The organism is Bradyrhizobium sp. SZCCT0148 (genome assembly GCF_018129985.1).
In the GTDB taxonomy this organism is placed as follows: Bacteria; Pseudomonadota; Alphaproteobacteria; order Rhizobiales; family Xanthobacteraceae; genus Bradyrhizobium; species Bradyrhizobium japonicum_H.
In genome coordinates this window covers 206,953-219,999 of the sequence record NZ_JAFCKT010000005.1, presented here as the reverse complement: position 1 = coordinate 219,999, position 13,047 = coordinate 206,953, and the positions used below count along the sequence as shown (strand labels likewise).

Sequence of the window (13,047 nt, the reverse complement as noted above, 5' to 3'; positions counted from 1 at the left end):
CCGCACCTGAACCGCGACTGGCAACGACCCGGCATTCGTGGCTACACTGCGCAGAACCGCTCACCAGAAAGCCCGGAGGAACCACGCCATGGAAATCACCGATGTGCGGGCGCATCATATCCGCATCCCCTATGATGCCGGCGTCGCGAGCTTCCGCCAGGGCGCGTCAGCGATCTCCGCGCTCGACATGGTGCTGGTCGAGGTCACCACCGATGCCGGGCTGACGGGGTGGGGCGATGCGTTCGCCTATGTCTGCCCGCGCACCACGCACAGCGCCGTCGAGGAGATGATCGCGCCGCAGGCCCGCGGGCTGAAGGTGCCCGATGCGACCAGCATCGCCGCCGTGATGGAGCAGATCCAGCGCAACCTGCACCTGTTCGGCCGCTACGGCATCACCATGTTCGCGATCTCAGGGCTCGACATCGCGCTCTGGGACCTCGCTGCCAAGATCGAAGGCGTGCCTATGCATCGCCTGCTTGGCGAGACCAGGCGCAGGGCCATTCCCGCCTATGCGAGTCTGCTGCGGATCGGTTCACCCGAGAATATCGCCAGCGAATGCAAGAAAGCGCTCGCGCTCGGCTATGGCGCAATCAAGCTGCACGAGACCACAGCGCCTGCGGTGTTCGCCGCGCGCCAGGCAATCGGGCCGGCCATTCCGCTGATGGTCGACATGAACTGCCCCCTGTCGGCCGAGCAGGCGATCGCATTCGCGATGGACTGCCGCGACGCGCGGCCGATGTTTCTGGAGGAGCCGGTGTGGCCGCCGGAAGATTTCGCCGCGCTCGCCGAGGTGCGCAGCAAAGGCGGGCTCGGCATTGCCGCCGGGGAGAATGCCTGCACGGAATATCAATTCCGCCAGATGATGGCGGCCGGCGCGGTGAGCCACGCCCAGCCGTCGGTGATCAAGGTCGGCGGCATCACTGAGTTTCTGAAGATCGCGGCGCTGGCCGACCGGCTCGGCGTCAAGATCGTCCCGCACTCTCCGTATTTCGGCCCGGGCCTGCTCGCGACGCTGCATCTCCTGGCGACACGCGACGATGGTCTCGTCGAGCTGTTCTATCTGAAGCGCGAAGCCTGCCTCTGGGGCGGCCGCGCGAACAGCGATGCCACCGGCCATGTCGCGGTGCCCTCGGGCGCAGGGCTCGGCTATGAGCCCGATCGAGAGGTGATGGAGCGATATCGCGTGACCTGACCGGCGCTTATTTCGCATCCTTCGCAGCCGGCGCGTCCTGCTTCTTCTTCAGATCCTCGGCCGTCTTCACTTGCGCGGCCTGGAGATCGCCGAGCGTCTTTTGCAAACCGGCAAGGTTCGTCTTCAACGCGTCGATCTGGCGGTTGGCGGCGTCCAGCTTCTGCTGATGGTCGAGCGTGAGCTTGGTGATCGTCTTCTGAAGGAAGTCGACATTGCTTTGCAGACAACTGGTACGCCGCTCCATGGTCTTCTCGACCGTGCAGATCTCGATGCCGGGCACGTCCTGCGCGTGCGTCGGCGCGTTCGCCAGCGTTGCGAGCAGCAATGTCGCGAAACAAATGCCGGCTTTTCGAAGCAGCATGAAGGGTTCCTCGTTCAATTGATCACGGCAATGTGCGCTTTTTGCGCACAGCCACCCAAGGCTACCACACTCGTACCGCATTCTCGCGTTGAGCTTGCATCGTTCCCTTGATGGGAACGATGATCCGCGCGCGGAAGAAGGTGGGCGCTCTTTCCGCGGCTTTGGTTAGGGGAGATTTTTGGAATGGCAACGCGTGACAGACGTCTGGCGGAATTCGACGGCGCCGGAGAACCACCGCCGGACCTTGCGCTCGAAGTGCTGTGCGAGGACCACAGCGGAACGTACCAGCTGCCGTTCGCCTGCCGTTACGTCGAGGGACGGTGGCAGAACCACGAGGCCGGCATCGCGGTCGAAGCGACCGTCATCGGTTGGCGGCTGCCGCGCGTGAGGCAGCGCGGAGCCGCCTGACGCCTGCATCTGTTTCAAAATGCAACGGGGCCGCGCTCCTCCTTAACGTTCAGAACGCGGCCCGAACGAATCACGTCCGAATCAGCCGAACGGCCGCGTACGCAGCTGTTCACGGCTAGATGTCGATGCAGCACCGTCGGCGCGTACAATATCTGTGCAGCATGCGGATGGCCCGGACCCGAACGCGGGCGCCAAAGATTAATCCCGACAAGGGCATGGGCGCTGCGACCGCCGTGGCCAGTCGCCGCCCCCGAAACAGGCAGGGCCATGGAATGCCTGCCTAATATTCGACCTCGAGCTCCTCGATCTCGGCCGGCTCTTCCCGCGCCGCGGCGATCCACTCCTTCATCTCGGGCATCGCCATGATGGTGTCGGCATAGGCCTTCAGCCGCGGCTCAAGCTTGACGTCATAGGTGACAAAACGCGTCACCACCGGCGCGTACATCGCATCCGCCATGGTGCGCCGCTCGCCGAACAGGAATGGGCCGCCCGACATCTCCAGGCAGTCGCGCCAGATCGACCAGACCCGGTCAATGTCGGCCTGCGCGCGCGACCAGATCTTGAAGCCTGGAAAATGGCCTTTCAGATTGACGGGCAGCGAGGCGCGCAAGGTGGTGAAGCCGGAGTGGATTTCGCCGCAGATCGAGCGGCAATGGGCGCGCTGCACGCGGTCGTCTGGCAGCAGGCCGGCTGACGGCATCACCTCGTTGAGATATTCGGCGATCGCCAGCGTATCCCAGACCGTTGCACCGTCGTGGCGCAGGCACGGCACCAGGATCGACGACGACAGCAAGAGGATTTCGGCGCGCGCCGACGCATCGTCCGGCGCGGTGACGATTTCATCGAAATCGAGCCCGGAGAATTTCGTCAGCAGCCAGCCACGCAGCGACCAGGACGAGTAGTTCTTGCTGCTGATGGTCAGTGTCGCCTTCGCCATGTCGGCCCTTCCCTGTGACCTGCACCCCGCCGGGCCCGCGGGTGTGCCCGCGAGCCGTTTTTCGCGAAATGAGCAGCAAGCGACGTGCCAATTTTCGAGCGCGATCTGGCTCGTGTCTGGCGTCGATATTGCATGACAGCAGAGGAAAAGTGGGCATTTCAGTATGATGTCGATGTATTATCAGGCCTTTCAGAACCATATGGACCTGACCGCGCCGTGGCGGGCCGGGGCGTCCTCCGCGCTCAAATTCCTCAGTTTGGTGCCCGAGGGCGTGCCGGGCCAGGTCGTCAACCGGCTCTCGGCGGCGCTGGAGCTGATCTCGCGCTCAACCCTCACTTATCATCGCCCGCCCTACGGCATCGACAGCGTGATGGTGAGCAATCGCGAAGTTGCCGTCACCGAGGAGGTCGCCTACGCGACACCGTTCGGCTCGCTGCTGCATTTCAAGAAAGAGGGCGTGTCCGAGCAGCCGCGCATGCTGCTGGTGGCGCCGATGTCAGGCCATTTCGCCACGCTGTTGCGCGGCACCTTGAGGACGCTGCTGCAGGACCACGACGTCTACATCACCGACTGGCACAATCCGCGCGACATTCCGCGCAGCGAAGGCCGTTTCGGACTAGACGACTACACCGAGCATCTGATCGATTTCCTCGGTCAGCTCGGCCCGCGCCCGCACATGGTTGCGATCTGCCAGCCCTCCGTCTCGGCGCTCGCGGCCGCCGCGATCATGTGCGAGGACAACCATCCCTCGCGGCCGGCGACGCTGACGCTGATGGCGGGGCCGATCGACACGCGGATCCAGCCGACCAAGGTCAACGACTTCGCCAAGAGCAAGCCGATCGAATGGTTCGAGCAGAACCTGATCAACTACGTGCCGATGCAGTGCGCCGGCGCCTTGCGGAAAGTCTATCCCGGCTTCGTGCAGCTCACCGCCTTCGTCTCGATGAATCTCGAACGCCACATCAAGCAGCACATGGATCTCGCCAACCACATCGCCAAGGGCGAGAAGGACAAGGCCGCGACCATCAAGACCTTCTACGACGAATATTTCGCCGTGATGGACCTTCCGGCCGAGTTCTACATCGAGACCGTGCGCGACGTCTTCCAGGAGCATCTCCTGCCGCAAGGCAAGCTGATGCACCGCGGGCGTCCCGTGAACACCCGGGCCGTCGGCCGCATGGGGCTGATGACGGTCGAAGGCGAGAAGGACGACATCTGCTCGATCGGCCAGACGCTGGCCGCGCAAGACCTCTGCACCGGCGTGCGCGCCTATCGCCGCGTCCACCACATGCAAGCCGGCGTAGGCCATTACGGCGTGTTCTCCGGCAAGCGCTGGAATAACGAGATCTATCCGCTGCTACGGGATTTCGTGCACGTCAATTCGTGAGGCGGCTCAGCCCGACCATTCCTCGCCCCAGACCTGGACGACGTGGCCGGGCGAGACTTCACGATATTGCCGCACCGGCGGCTGGTAGTCGGGCGCACGCACCGGACTTCTGATTTCGTCGTATGCGACCTCGCGCTTCGAGGCGCGACGCGCGGGATCCGGCACCGGCACGGCGGCCATCAGCTTCTTAGTATAAGGGTGCTGCGGATTGCCGAACACGGCCACGCGCGGTCCGATCTCGACGATCTCGCCGAGATACATCACGGCCACGCGGTGGCTCATGCGCTCGACCACAGCAATGTCGTGGGAAATGAAGAGATAAGCGAGACCCATGCTGGCCTGGAGGTCGAGCATCAGGTTGACGACTTGCGCCTTGACCGAGACGTCGAGCGCGGAGACCGCCTCGTCGGCGACGATCAGCTTCGGCCCGAGTGCGAGCGCGCGGGCGATGCAGATGCGCTGGCGCTGGCCGCCGGAGAATTCATGCGGGAAGCGCGCGGCCATATCAGCGGCGAGGCCGACGCGAACGAGGAGGTCAGCGACCTTGTCCCGTGCCTGCGACGCCGAGGCGAGACCGTTCGCGAGCAAGGGTGCCGCGATCGCCGTGCCGACCGACATGCGCGGGTTGAGGCTTGCGAACGGATCCTGAAACACGATCTGCATCTGCTTGCGGACGTCGCGCAAGGTGCGGCCGGACATCGCCAGCACGTCCTGGCCGTCGATCAGAACAGTCCCGCTGTCGGGCTCCGTCAGCTTGAGGATGGAGCGGCCGGTGGTCGACTTGCCGCAACCGGACTCGCCGACCAGCGCCAGCGTCTCGCCGGCGCGCAAGGTGAAGGAAACGTTCTCGACCGCATGGACGCGGCCCGAGACCTTGCCGAACAGGCCCGAGTGGATCGGAAAGCGGGTGGTGAGGTTTGCGACTTCGAGCAGCGGCCGCTCGGCCGGCGAGACCGTATCGGGCGTTTCCGTCGGCTCGTCCGAAGTCCCCGTCACCTTGTCGACGATGCGAAAGCGCATCGGCCGCGCCCGTCCGTCCATCGAGCCCAAGCGCGGCACGGCGGCGAGCAGCGCACGCGTGTAGGGATGCGAGGGCGCGGCGAAGATCCGCGAGGTCGCGTCCGTCTCCACCGCCTGCCCGCCATACATCACGACCGTCCGGTCGGCGATCTCGGCGACCACGCCCATGTCGTGGGTGATGAAGAGGATCGACATCCCCTCCTCCTGCTGAAGCTCCTTCAGCAGTTCCAGGATCTGGGCCTGGATGGTGACGTCGAGCGCAGTGGTCGGCTCGTCCGCGATCAGGAGTTTGGGCTTACAGGCCAGCGCCATCGCGATCATCACGCGCTGGCGCATGCCGCCGGAGAAACGATGCGGATGCTCGTGGAAGCGCGACTTGGCCGCGGGAATGCGGACACGATCGAGCAGGCGCACGGTCTCGGCCTCCGCCGCGGCGCGCGGCAGGCCGCGATGCTGGATCAGCGCTTCCGCGATCTGGAAGCCGATGGTGAGCACCGGATTGAGGCTCGTCATCGGCTCCTGGAAGATCATCGCGACGTCGTTGCCGCGAATGTCCGTCATGCTGGCGTCCGGCAGCGCCAGCAGGTCGCGGCCGGCGAGCATGACGCGGCCCTCGACGCGACCGATCTCCTTCGGAATGAGCCGCATGATCGACAGCGCAGTGACGCTTTTGCCGGAACCGGACTCGCCGACGATCGCAACGGTTTCACGGGGCGCGACGTCGAAGGAGACGTTGCGCACGACGGGAATCCATTGCCGTTCCAGCATGAAGGACGTGGTGAGGGCCGAGACCGACAGCACCGGCGCGCGGTCTTGGGCGTGGTTTTGGGTCTGGTCGGGCTTGGTTGCGCCGTTGCTCACGAAAAGTCCCCGACACTTGCCGCAGAGACGGTGCGCCCCCTATTCCGCTTGCCTCCACGAGCGAGGGTCGCCAAGAGGAGAGAGCCGCCACCCGGCGCTTCGCGCCAACCTTCCCCGCAGGCGGGAGAGGCAAGAGGAGCCCGGGGCTGCACCGATGTTACGACCATCATCTCGACCTCAGTAACCACGGCTACGATCGACGCGCCCCGGCAGCTCCTCGCCGCGGCGGTGACGGTCGATGACGTCGAGCACGTAATCGACCGCCGTGTCCGGCGTCGTCATGCTGGCGTTGTGCGGGGTCAGCAGGATGCGCGGGTGGCTCCAGAACGGATGTCCCTCGGTCAGCGGTTCGGGATCGGCGACGTCGAGCACCGCGCCCGACAACGCACCGCTATCGAGCGCCGCGAGGAAATCGGCCTCGACGAGATGCGGGCCGCGGCCGACATTGACGAGCGATGCACCGTGCGGCAGTCGTGCGAACAAATCGGCGTTGAGGATGCCGCGCGTCTCGTCGGTCAGCGGCAGGAGGCAGACGAGAATGTCGCTCTGCGCCAGGAAATCCGGCAAGGTGTCGGGGCCCGCATAACAGGTCACGCCCTCGATGTCGCGTGGCGAGCGGTTCCACCCCAGAAGCGGGAAGCCGAACGCCTTGAGGCGTTCGAGCACCGCCTGGCCGAGCTGGCCGAGCCCCATGATTCCGACACGTCGCCGTTTCGCCGGCTTGATCCGGATCTCGCGCCAGAGCTGCTGCTTCTGCTGATCGATGAAGTGCAGGAGGTCGCGATGCAGGGCCAGCACGGCCATGGTGACGTACTCCACCATGGTCTCGGCGATGCCGGGCTCCAGCATGCGGACCAGCGGAATGTGCGCCGGAACTTTCGTGGCGTCGAACTGATCGACGCCGGCGCCGACCGAGAAGACCAGCTCCAGATTGGGGAACGTCGTCGCGATGTCGTCCGGCGGCACCCATGCTACGAGATAGCGGATATCAGCGGGATCGCCGATATCCGGCCAGAGCCGGAACGGCAGATGGGGCGCGCGCTCGGCAAAGAAGGTCGCCCACTCCGCACCGCGAACCATGTTGGCCTTGTAGAGAACCGTCATGCGGCCCTCAGAACGGACTGACCGGCGCGAGCCGCCGGCCGTCGATCATGCGCTTGTGGCTGTAGGGCTCGGGATCGACCAGCGGCGTCGCGCCGGTGACGATGTCGGCAGCAAGCTTGCCGGCGGCGGGGCCGATGCCAAAGCCGTGGCCGGAGAAGCCGGTGGCGAGGAAGAAGCCGGGCAGCGCGTCGACCGGCGAGATCACCGGGATCGTGTCGGGCGTACAGTCGATGGTGCCGCCCCAGGCTTCCGCGATCTCGATGTCCTTCAATTCCGGATTGGCCTTGATCAGCGACGCCAGCGCGGCGTTGACCAGCGACATGTCGGGCGCGGGATCGCGCACGCGCTCGGTCTCGAACGGCGACGGCTTGTCGAAATTCCAGCTGGTGCCGCGCATGATCTGGTCGAGGAAGGACTTGCCGAGCGACAGCTTCAGCCCGTTCTTGCGATGCAGATAGGTCGGCCAGAAGGTGCGCGCGTAACGGAACAGATCGGGCGACAGCTCGACCGTGCCGCGGTTGCGCAGCGCCAACGTAAAGCCGCCGTCGAGGCGGCGGCGGATGCAGTAGAAATCGGTGCCGAGCGCACCCGAGGTGATCTCCGGTCCCGGCGTGGTGCGGCACGCGGTGGCGTTGACGAGGCCGATCGGCAGCTCGATGCCGTGACGCCGGCAGAACAGCGACGACCACGCGCCGCCTGACAACAGCACGGATTGCGTGCGGATGGTGCCCTTCTCGGTGACGACGGCGCTGACCTTCCCGCCCGTCGTCTCCAGCCCGCGCGCGGCGCAGGCCTGGTGGATGGTGACGCCGTGCTTTCGCGCGGCGGTGGCGAGCGCGGGCACCGCCATCGACGGTTCGGCGCGGCCGTCGCTCGGCGTGTGCAGCCCCCCGACCCATGCGTCGGTATTGCCCGGCATGCGCTCGGCGACCTCGGCAGGCGTCAGCACGGTCGAGTGGACCTGCATCTCGCGGGCGACCGCGGCCCAGCGCTCCCAGCTTGCAAGCTCATCCTTGTTCTTGGTCAGAAACAACACGCCGGTGCGGCGGAAGCCGGCATCGACGCCGGCGTCGTTCTGCATATCTTCCCACAGCCGCAGCGCCTCGCGGGCCAGCGGAATCTCCTCTCGCGCGCGGCCCTGCTGACGGCACCAGCCCCAATTGCGGCTCGACTGCTCGCCGCCGACATGGCCCTTCTCGACCAATGCGACCGAAAGGCTCTTTTTCGCCAGATGATAGGCCGCGGAGACGCCGATCACGCCGCCGCCGATGACGACGACATCCACCTGTGCGGGCAGGCGTTCATCGCTGTTGATGCGGTTGAGTGGCGGGGACATGAAGCACTCCTGGAGGTCGGTTCGATTGAATTGTTGCCGTCACGGGATGTTCATGCGCGGATCGAGCGCGTCACGCAGCCCGTCCCCGAGGAAGTTGAAGCTGGTCACGGCCAGCGTGATGGCGAGACCCGGCGCAATCGCGAGCCACGGCGCGCTGGTGAGATAGATCTGCGCGTTGTTGAGCATGTTGCCCCAGCTCGCCGCCGGCGGCTGGATGCCGTAGCCGAGATAGCTCACGTAGGATTCCAGCAGGATCGCTTTCGCCACGTTCAGCGTCGCCGCGACCACGATCGGCGCGATCGCGTTGGGCACCAGTTCGCGGAACATGATGCGCAGGTTCGACGAGCCGAAGGCAAGCGCGGCAACGGCGAATTCACGCTCGCGCAGCGAACGGACCTGGGCCTCGACGACGCGGGCCACGGCCATCCAGGCCGTCGCCGCGATCAGCACGGTGGTGGTGACGAGGCCGGGCTCGGTGAGCGCCGCCAGCGCCAGCAGCAGGAAGATGGTCGGGAAGCACAGCACCGCATCGACGAGCCGCATCAGCACCGCGCCGACCACGCCGCCATAGAAGCCGGCGAAGGCGCCGACGACGATGCCGACAGCCATCGCCATCACCATCGCGACGATGCCGATCGAAAGCGAGACGCGTCCACCCATCATCAGCCGCGCCAGCACGTCGCGGCCGAGCTCGTCGGTGCCGAGGATGTGCGCGCCGGAGAGCGGCGGCGCGAACCGCTTCATGATGTCGATGTAGGTGTCGTCGAACGGCAGCAGATAAGGCCCGAACGCCGAACCGAGCACCAGCACCAGAATGATCACGGCGCCGGCAAGCGCCAGACGGTGTCGGCGGAAGCGCCGCCATGCGGCCTGGCCGGGCGCGAGCTGGACGGTGGAGAGCGTTGCGGTCGCCATCGCCTAGCCCACCCGGATGCGCGGATCGACGACCGCATAGAGGATGTCGGCGAGCAGCGAGCCGATCAGCACCATCGTCGCCGAGAACATCAGGATGCCCATCACCACGGGATAGTCGCGATAGCCGATGGAATCGAGGAACAGCCGCCCCATGCCGGGCCAGGTGAACACGGTCTCGGCCACCAGCGCGCCGCCGAGCAGCGTCGGAAACTGCAGGCCCGCCACGGTAATCATCGGCAGCAGCGCGTTACGCAACGCGTGCACGGTGAGGATACGCCATTCCGGTATGCCCTTGGCACGCGCGGTGCGGATGTAGTCTTGGTTGATGACCTCGAGCATCGAGGACCGCATGAAGCGCCCCCACATCGCGGTCTCGACCAGCGCCAACACCATCGCCGGCGCGATCAGATGATGCAGCAGGTCGAGGAAGGAGCCGTCGCCGACGGTCTGACGGTTGCCGGCCGGCAGCCAGCCGAGCTTGACCGAGAACACGTAGATGGTGACGAGGCCGAACCAGAAGGTCGGGATCGACAGCGCGATCATCGCGCCGACGGTCGCGAGCGTGTCGAACAGCGAGTATCGCTTGAGCGCGCCGAGGATGCCGATCCAGCATCCGAGCAGCACCGCGATGATCGTCGCCGTCGCCATCAGTTCGAGCGTGGCGCCCAGATGCGAGGAGATCACCGCCAGCACCGCCTCGCCGTCGCGATAGGACTTGCCCCAATCGCCCTTCAACATGCGACCGAACCAGTCGAGATACTGGACCGGCAGCGGCCGATCCAGCCCGAGCTGTTTGGTGACGCGGTCGAGATCTTCCTGCGTCATCTGCGCGGAGGCCGCGAATTGCGACAGCGGCCCGCCCGGCGCAAGATGCAGGATGGCGAAGCCGATCGCGGAGACGATCACCAGCAGCATGATCGCCTGTGCCAGGCGGTTGACGACGTATCGGGCCATCTCAGGCTGCCCAGCAAACCCTGTGCATCAGGCCCAGTACCATTCGCGGATGTTCCAGCAATTGCTGGAGGTGTTGATGTTGGGCCGGAAGCCCTGCAGCCCCTCCTTCACGCCCTCGGCAATAAAGCCCTGGAACAGCGGCAGGATCGCAAGGTCGTTGCGGATCAGCTTCTGCAGGTCGCCATAGATGATCTTGCGCTGCGCGATATCGAACTGCCTGGCGCCTTCGGCCAGCAGGCGATCGGCCTCGGGGCTCTTATACTGATAGGTGTTATAGCCGCGGCCGCCCTTGGCGGGAATCGCGCCGGAGCCGAAGCGCGGCGTCACATCGGGATCACTGCCCAGCATGAAGTTCACACCCACGATCACTGAGTTGAACTTCGACTGCTGCCAGAAGTCGCCCCAGATCACTGCGGCCGGCATGTTGTTGACGCGCATCGCGGCGCCGATCGCGCGCCAGTCCTGCACCAGGAGCTGCTGGGTCTGCTCGCGCACCGCATTACCTGACGTGGTCGAATTGGTGAATTCGAGCTTGACGCCGCCTTTCTCGCGCACGCCGCCGGAGCCACGCGTCCACCCCGCAGCATCGAGCAGCGCGTTGGCCTTGGCGGGATCGTATTTGTGTTGCGGCAACCCCTGCTGGAACGACCAGGCCTGCTGCGGCACGAAACTCTCGGTCTGCGTCGGCAGGCCGTAATTCAGCGCGTCGATGATCGCCTGCTTGTTGATGGCGAGATACAGCGCCTCGCGCACGCTGCGATCGGCGAACGGGCCGAACTCCAGATTGGGCGCGATGTGCTCCACCGAGGAGGTCGACGAGACGAAAATCTTGCGGCCCTTCAGCGTCTTCGCTTCCTGCACGAAGTTCGGCAGGATGCCTTGCAGGCCGGTGTAGTCGACCTGACCGGTGCGGAACTGGGTGTAGAGCACGGTGAGATCAGGAATGTATTTGAACACCACGCGTTCGACGTAAGGTCCCTTGCCGTGATAGCCGGCATGGGCATTCAACTGAATGTGGTCGCCGGGCACGCGCTCGGCCCAGCGGAATGGACCGGTGCCAACCGGTGCGTTGTGAAACGGCGAGGCATTCGGATCGGTCACCTTCTCCAGGATGTGTTTCGGCACGATGAAAGTGAGCGACAGGATCGACATGTAGGGCGAATAGGGAGCTTCCATGCGCCAGTGGATCTCGTCGGGTGCGACCACCTTGATGTCCTTGACGAGGCTATGGCCGACGCGGTTGCGCACGCGGAAATCGGGATTGTTGATCAGATCGAGCGAGAACTTGACGTCCTCGGCCGTGAACGGCGTGCCGTCGTGCCACTTCACGTCGCTGCGCAGCTTGATCTTCCAGGTCAGGCCGTCAGCCGAAAGTCCGCCATTCTCGATGGTCGGGACTTCTCGCGCGAGGTCGGGGACGAACTTGCCGTCGGGCTCGATGTACCAGAGCGGCGAAAACACCTGCCACCAGATGCCTTGGTCGACCTCGATGCCTGGCATCAAGGGATGAAAGACGGTCGGCTCCTGCGACAGCGCCGCAATCACCTGCCCGCGCGGCTTGTCCGGCGGATTGGTTGGACGTTCGGTCTGGGCAAAGGCACTGCCTGAAAGCGTCCATCCTGCTGCGGCGCCGGCGCCGAGCTGAAGGATCTGCCGGCGATTTGGAATGCCGAAGTGCGATCCGCCACCGCGGAATGTGCCGGTGCTGTCTGCCATGACCAGTCTCCGTTCCCGCACGCGGCACCGTCTCCCGCGCCCCGAGACCCCGGCAAGGGACAGGAGTGGGCTTTAGTGCTTCTAACTTTTTCAGATAAAATTTCACCATGACTAAATACAGCTGTCAATCGCATTGCTAGTATGCGCGACCTTTTCACTTTGACTGAAGTCCGGCCCGATCATGGCTTGGGCTCAAGATGATGCATGGGAGAGCGACATGGATGGTCGCGGCGACACGAATAGTCCGAAAGACGCCCCGACGATCGAGCCGGACGATGCGGTCGACCAGCGCCTTGGCGAAACCGTGCGGCTGCTGCGCCAGCGCGCCGGCTTCTCCATCCAGGACGTCGCCAACAAGACCGGCCTGTCCACCGGCATGATCAGTCAGCTCGAACGCGCGCGCGCCATGCCGTCGATACGGACGCTGCGCCTGCTCAGCATCGCGCTCGATGTTCCCATCTCGTACTTCTTCGAGACCAGCGATCCCGCCGACGTGCAGCGCTATATCGTGCGCAAGAACGCCAGGCGGCTGCTGCGCCTCACTGCCAGCGGCGTCGTCAAGGAAGCGCTAACGCCGGAAGGCAAGGGCCAGCTCGAGCTCTACGAGCTCACGCTCAATCCCGGCGCCTCGTCCGGCACCGACTTCCTGCAGCACACCGGCGAGAAGGCCGGCTACATTTTGTCGGGCAGCCTGCGGCTGTGGCTCGACAACCAGGCCCATGTGCTGGAAGCCGGCGACAGTTTCCGCTTTCCGAGCACCGTGCCGCACATGTTCGACAACCCGACCCAGCAGACGGCGCGCGTGATCTGGGTGACGACGCTGCGCCAGACCAGCCCGCCCGCAGGTTGAAGCGCT

Annotated in this window: 12 protein-coding genes; 4 read left to right on the top strand and 8 right to left on the bottom strand. The window is 65.2% G+C overall.

Annotation, left to right across the window (positions count from 1 at the left end; translation table 11 throughout):
• Positions 1 to 88 precede the first annotated feature (88 nt).
• The gene (locus JQ580_RS17980) at positions 89 to 1,192 is read left to right on the top strand and encodes a mandelate racemase/muconate lactonizing enzyme family protein (RefSeq protein WP_212281386.1); all 1,104 of its coding nucleotides are present in this window, start codon (positions 89 to 91) and stop codon (positions 1,190 to 1,192) included.
• A gap of 7 nt (positions 1,193 to 1,199) precedes the next feature.
• Here JQ580_RS17980 and JQ580_RS17975 read toward each other — a convergent pair whose 3' ends face one another.
• Positions 1,200 to 1,553, bottom strand: coding sequence for a hypothetical protein (locus JQ580_RS17975; RefSeq protein WP_212281385.1), 354 nt, complete (start codon positions 1,551 to 1,553; stop codon positions 1,200 to 1,202).
• 183 nt (positions 1,554 to 1,736) lie between these two features.
• Here JQ580_RS17975 and JQ580_RS17970 point away from each other — a divergent pair, with 183 nt between their 5' ends.
• Positions 1,737 to 1,961: a hypothetical protein gene (locus JQ580_RS17970; protein WP_212281384.1), complete on the top strand. Its 225-nt coding sequence runs from the start codon at positions 1,737 to 1,739 to the stop codon at positions 1,959 to 1,961.
• A gap of 280 nt (positions 1,962 to 2,241) precedes the next feature.
• Here JQ580_RS17970 and JQ580_RS17965 read toward each other — a convergent pair whose 3' ends face one another.
• Positions 2,242 to 2,898, bottom strand: a complete 657-nt coding sequence (locus JQ580_RS17965; RefSeq protein ID WP_212281383.1) for a glutathione S-transferase family protein — start codon at positions 2,896 to 2,898, stop codon at positions 2,242 to 2,244.
• 163 nt (positions 2,899 to 3,061) lie between these two features.
• Between JQ580_RS17965 and JQ580_RS17960 the strand changes: the two genes are divergently transcribed.
• On the top strand, positions 3,062 to 4,285 hold the full coding sequence (locus tag JQ580_RS17960) for a polyhydroxyalkanoate depolymerase (RefSeq protein ID WP_212281382.1): 1,224 nt from the start codon (positions 3,062 to 3,064) through the stop codon (positions 4,283 to 4,285).
• A 6-nt stretch (positions 4,286 to 4,291) separates the two neighbouring features.
• On the opposite strand, the gene JQ580_RS17955 is transcribed toward JQ580_RS17960, so the two are convergent.
• The 6 genes from JQ580_RS17955 to JQ580_RS17930 all read right to left on the bottom strand — a co-directional run bounded on the left by JQ580_RS17955 (position 4,292) and on the right by JQ580_RS17930 (position 12,191).
• On the bottom strand, positions 4,292 to 6,166 hold the full coding sequence (locus JQ580_RS17955; RefSeq protein WP_311982461.1) for an ABC transporter ATP-binding protein: 1,875 nt from the start codon (positions 6,164 to 6,166) through the stop codon (positions 4,292 to 4,294).
• Positions 6,167 to 6,343: 177 nt separating this feature from the next.
• Positions 6,344 to 7,270 (bottom strand): 2-hydroxyacid dehydrogenase, encoded by a 927-nt coding sequence (locus tag JQ580_RS17950; RefSeq protein ID WP_212281381.1) that lies wholly within the window; start codon positions 7,268 to 7,270, stop codon positions 6,344 to 6,346.
• 7 nt (positions 7,271 to 7,277) lie between these two features.
• The gene (locus JQ580_RS17945; RefSeq protein WP_212281380.1) at positions 7,278 to 8,606 is read right to left on the bottom strand and encodes an NAD(P)/FAD-dependent oxidoreductase; all 1,329 of its coding nucleotides are present in this window, start codon (positions 8,604 to 8,606) and stop codon (positions 7,278 to 7,280) included.
• Positions 8,607 to 8,645: 39 nt separating this feature from the next.
• Positions 8,646 to 9,521 carry an ABC transporter permease gene (locus tag JQ580_RS17940; RefSeq protein ID WP_212281379.1) on the bottom strand — a complete coding sequence of 292 codons (876 nt, stop codon included), beginning with the start codon at positions 9,519 to 9,521 and terminating at the stop codon, positions 8,646 to 8,648.
• Between the two features lie 3 nt (positions 9,522 to 9,524).
• Positions 9,525 to 10,475: an ABC transporter permease gene (locus tag JQ580_RS17935; RefSeq protein ID WP_212281378.1), complete on the bottom strand. Its 951-nt coding sequence runs from the start codon at positions 10,473 to 10,475 to the stop codon at positions 9,525 to 9,527.
• A 27-nt stretch (positions 10,476 to 10,502) separates the two neighbouring features.
• Positions 10,503 to 12,191: a peptide ABC transporter substrate-binding protein gene (locus tag JQ580_RS17930; protein WP_212281377.1), complete on the bottom strand. Its 1,689-nt coding sequence runs from the start codon at positions 12,189 to 12,191 to the stop codon at positions 10,503 to 10,505.
• A gap of 217 nt (positions 12,192 to 12,408) precedes the next feature.
• Between JQ580_RS17930 and JQ580_RS17925 the strand changes: the two genes are divergently transcribed.
• On the top strand, positions 12,409 to 13,041 hold the full coding sequence (locus tag JQ580_RS17925) for a cupin domain-containing protein (RefSeq protein WP_212281376.1): 633 nt from the start codon (positions 12,409 to 12,411) through the stop codon (positions 13,039 to 13,041).
• Positions 13,042 to 13,047: the final 6 nt, after the last annotated feature.

Excerpts from the sequence above, each read along its gene's own strand:
- JQ580_RS17960 (WP_212281382.1), top strand. The coding sequence starts at position 3,062 with ATGATGTCGATGTATTATCAGGCCTTTCAGAACCATATGGACCTGACC.
- JQ580_RS17940 (WP_212281379.1), bottom strand. The coding sequence starts at position 9,521 with ATGGCGACCGCAACGCTCTCCACCGTCCAGCTCGCGCCCGGCCAGGCC.
- JQ580_RS17965 (WP_212281383.1), bottom strand. The coding sequence starts at position 2,898 with ATGGCGAAGGCGACACTGACCATCAGCAGCAAGAACTACTCGTCCTGG.
- JQ580_RS17925 (WP_212281376.1), top strand. The coding sequence starts at position 12,409 with ATGGATGGTCGCGGCGACACGAATAGTCCGAAAGACGCCCCGACGATC.
- JQ580_RS17975 (WP_212281385.1), bottom strand. The coding sequence starts at position 1,553 with ATGCTGCTTCGAAAAGCCGGCATTTGTTTCGCGACATTGCTGCTCGCA.
- JQ580_RS17945 (WP_212281380.1), bottom strand. The coding sequence starts at position 8,606 with ATGTCCCCGCCACTCAACCGCATCAACAGCGATGAACGCCTGCCCGCA.
- JQ580_RS17930 (WP_212281377.1), bottom strand. The coding sequence starts at position 12,191 with ATGGCAGACAGCACCGGCACATTCCGCGGTGGCGGATCGCACTTCGGC.
- JQ580_RS17970 (WP_212281384.1), top strand. The coding sequence starts at position 1,737 with ATGGCAACGCGTGACAGACGTCTGGCGGAATTCGACGGCGCCGGAGAA.
- JQ580_RS17980 (WP_212281386.1), top strand. The coding sequence starts at position 89 with ATGGAAATCACCGATGTGCGGGCGCATCATATCCGCATCCCCTATGAT.
- JQ580_RS17950 (WP_212281381.1), bottom strand. The coding sequence starts at position 7,270 with ATGACGGTTCTCTACAAGGCCAACATGGTTCGCGGTGCGGAGTGGGCG.
- JQ580_RS17935 (WP_212281378.1), bottom strand. The coding sequence starts at position 10,475 with ATGGCCCGATACGTCGTCAACCGCCTGGCACAGGCGATCATGCTGCTG.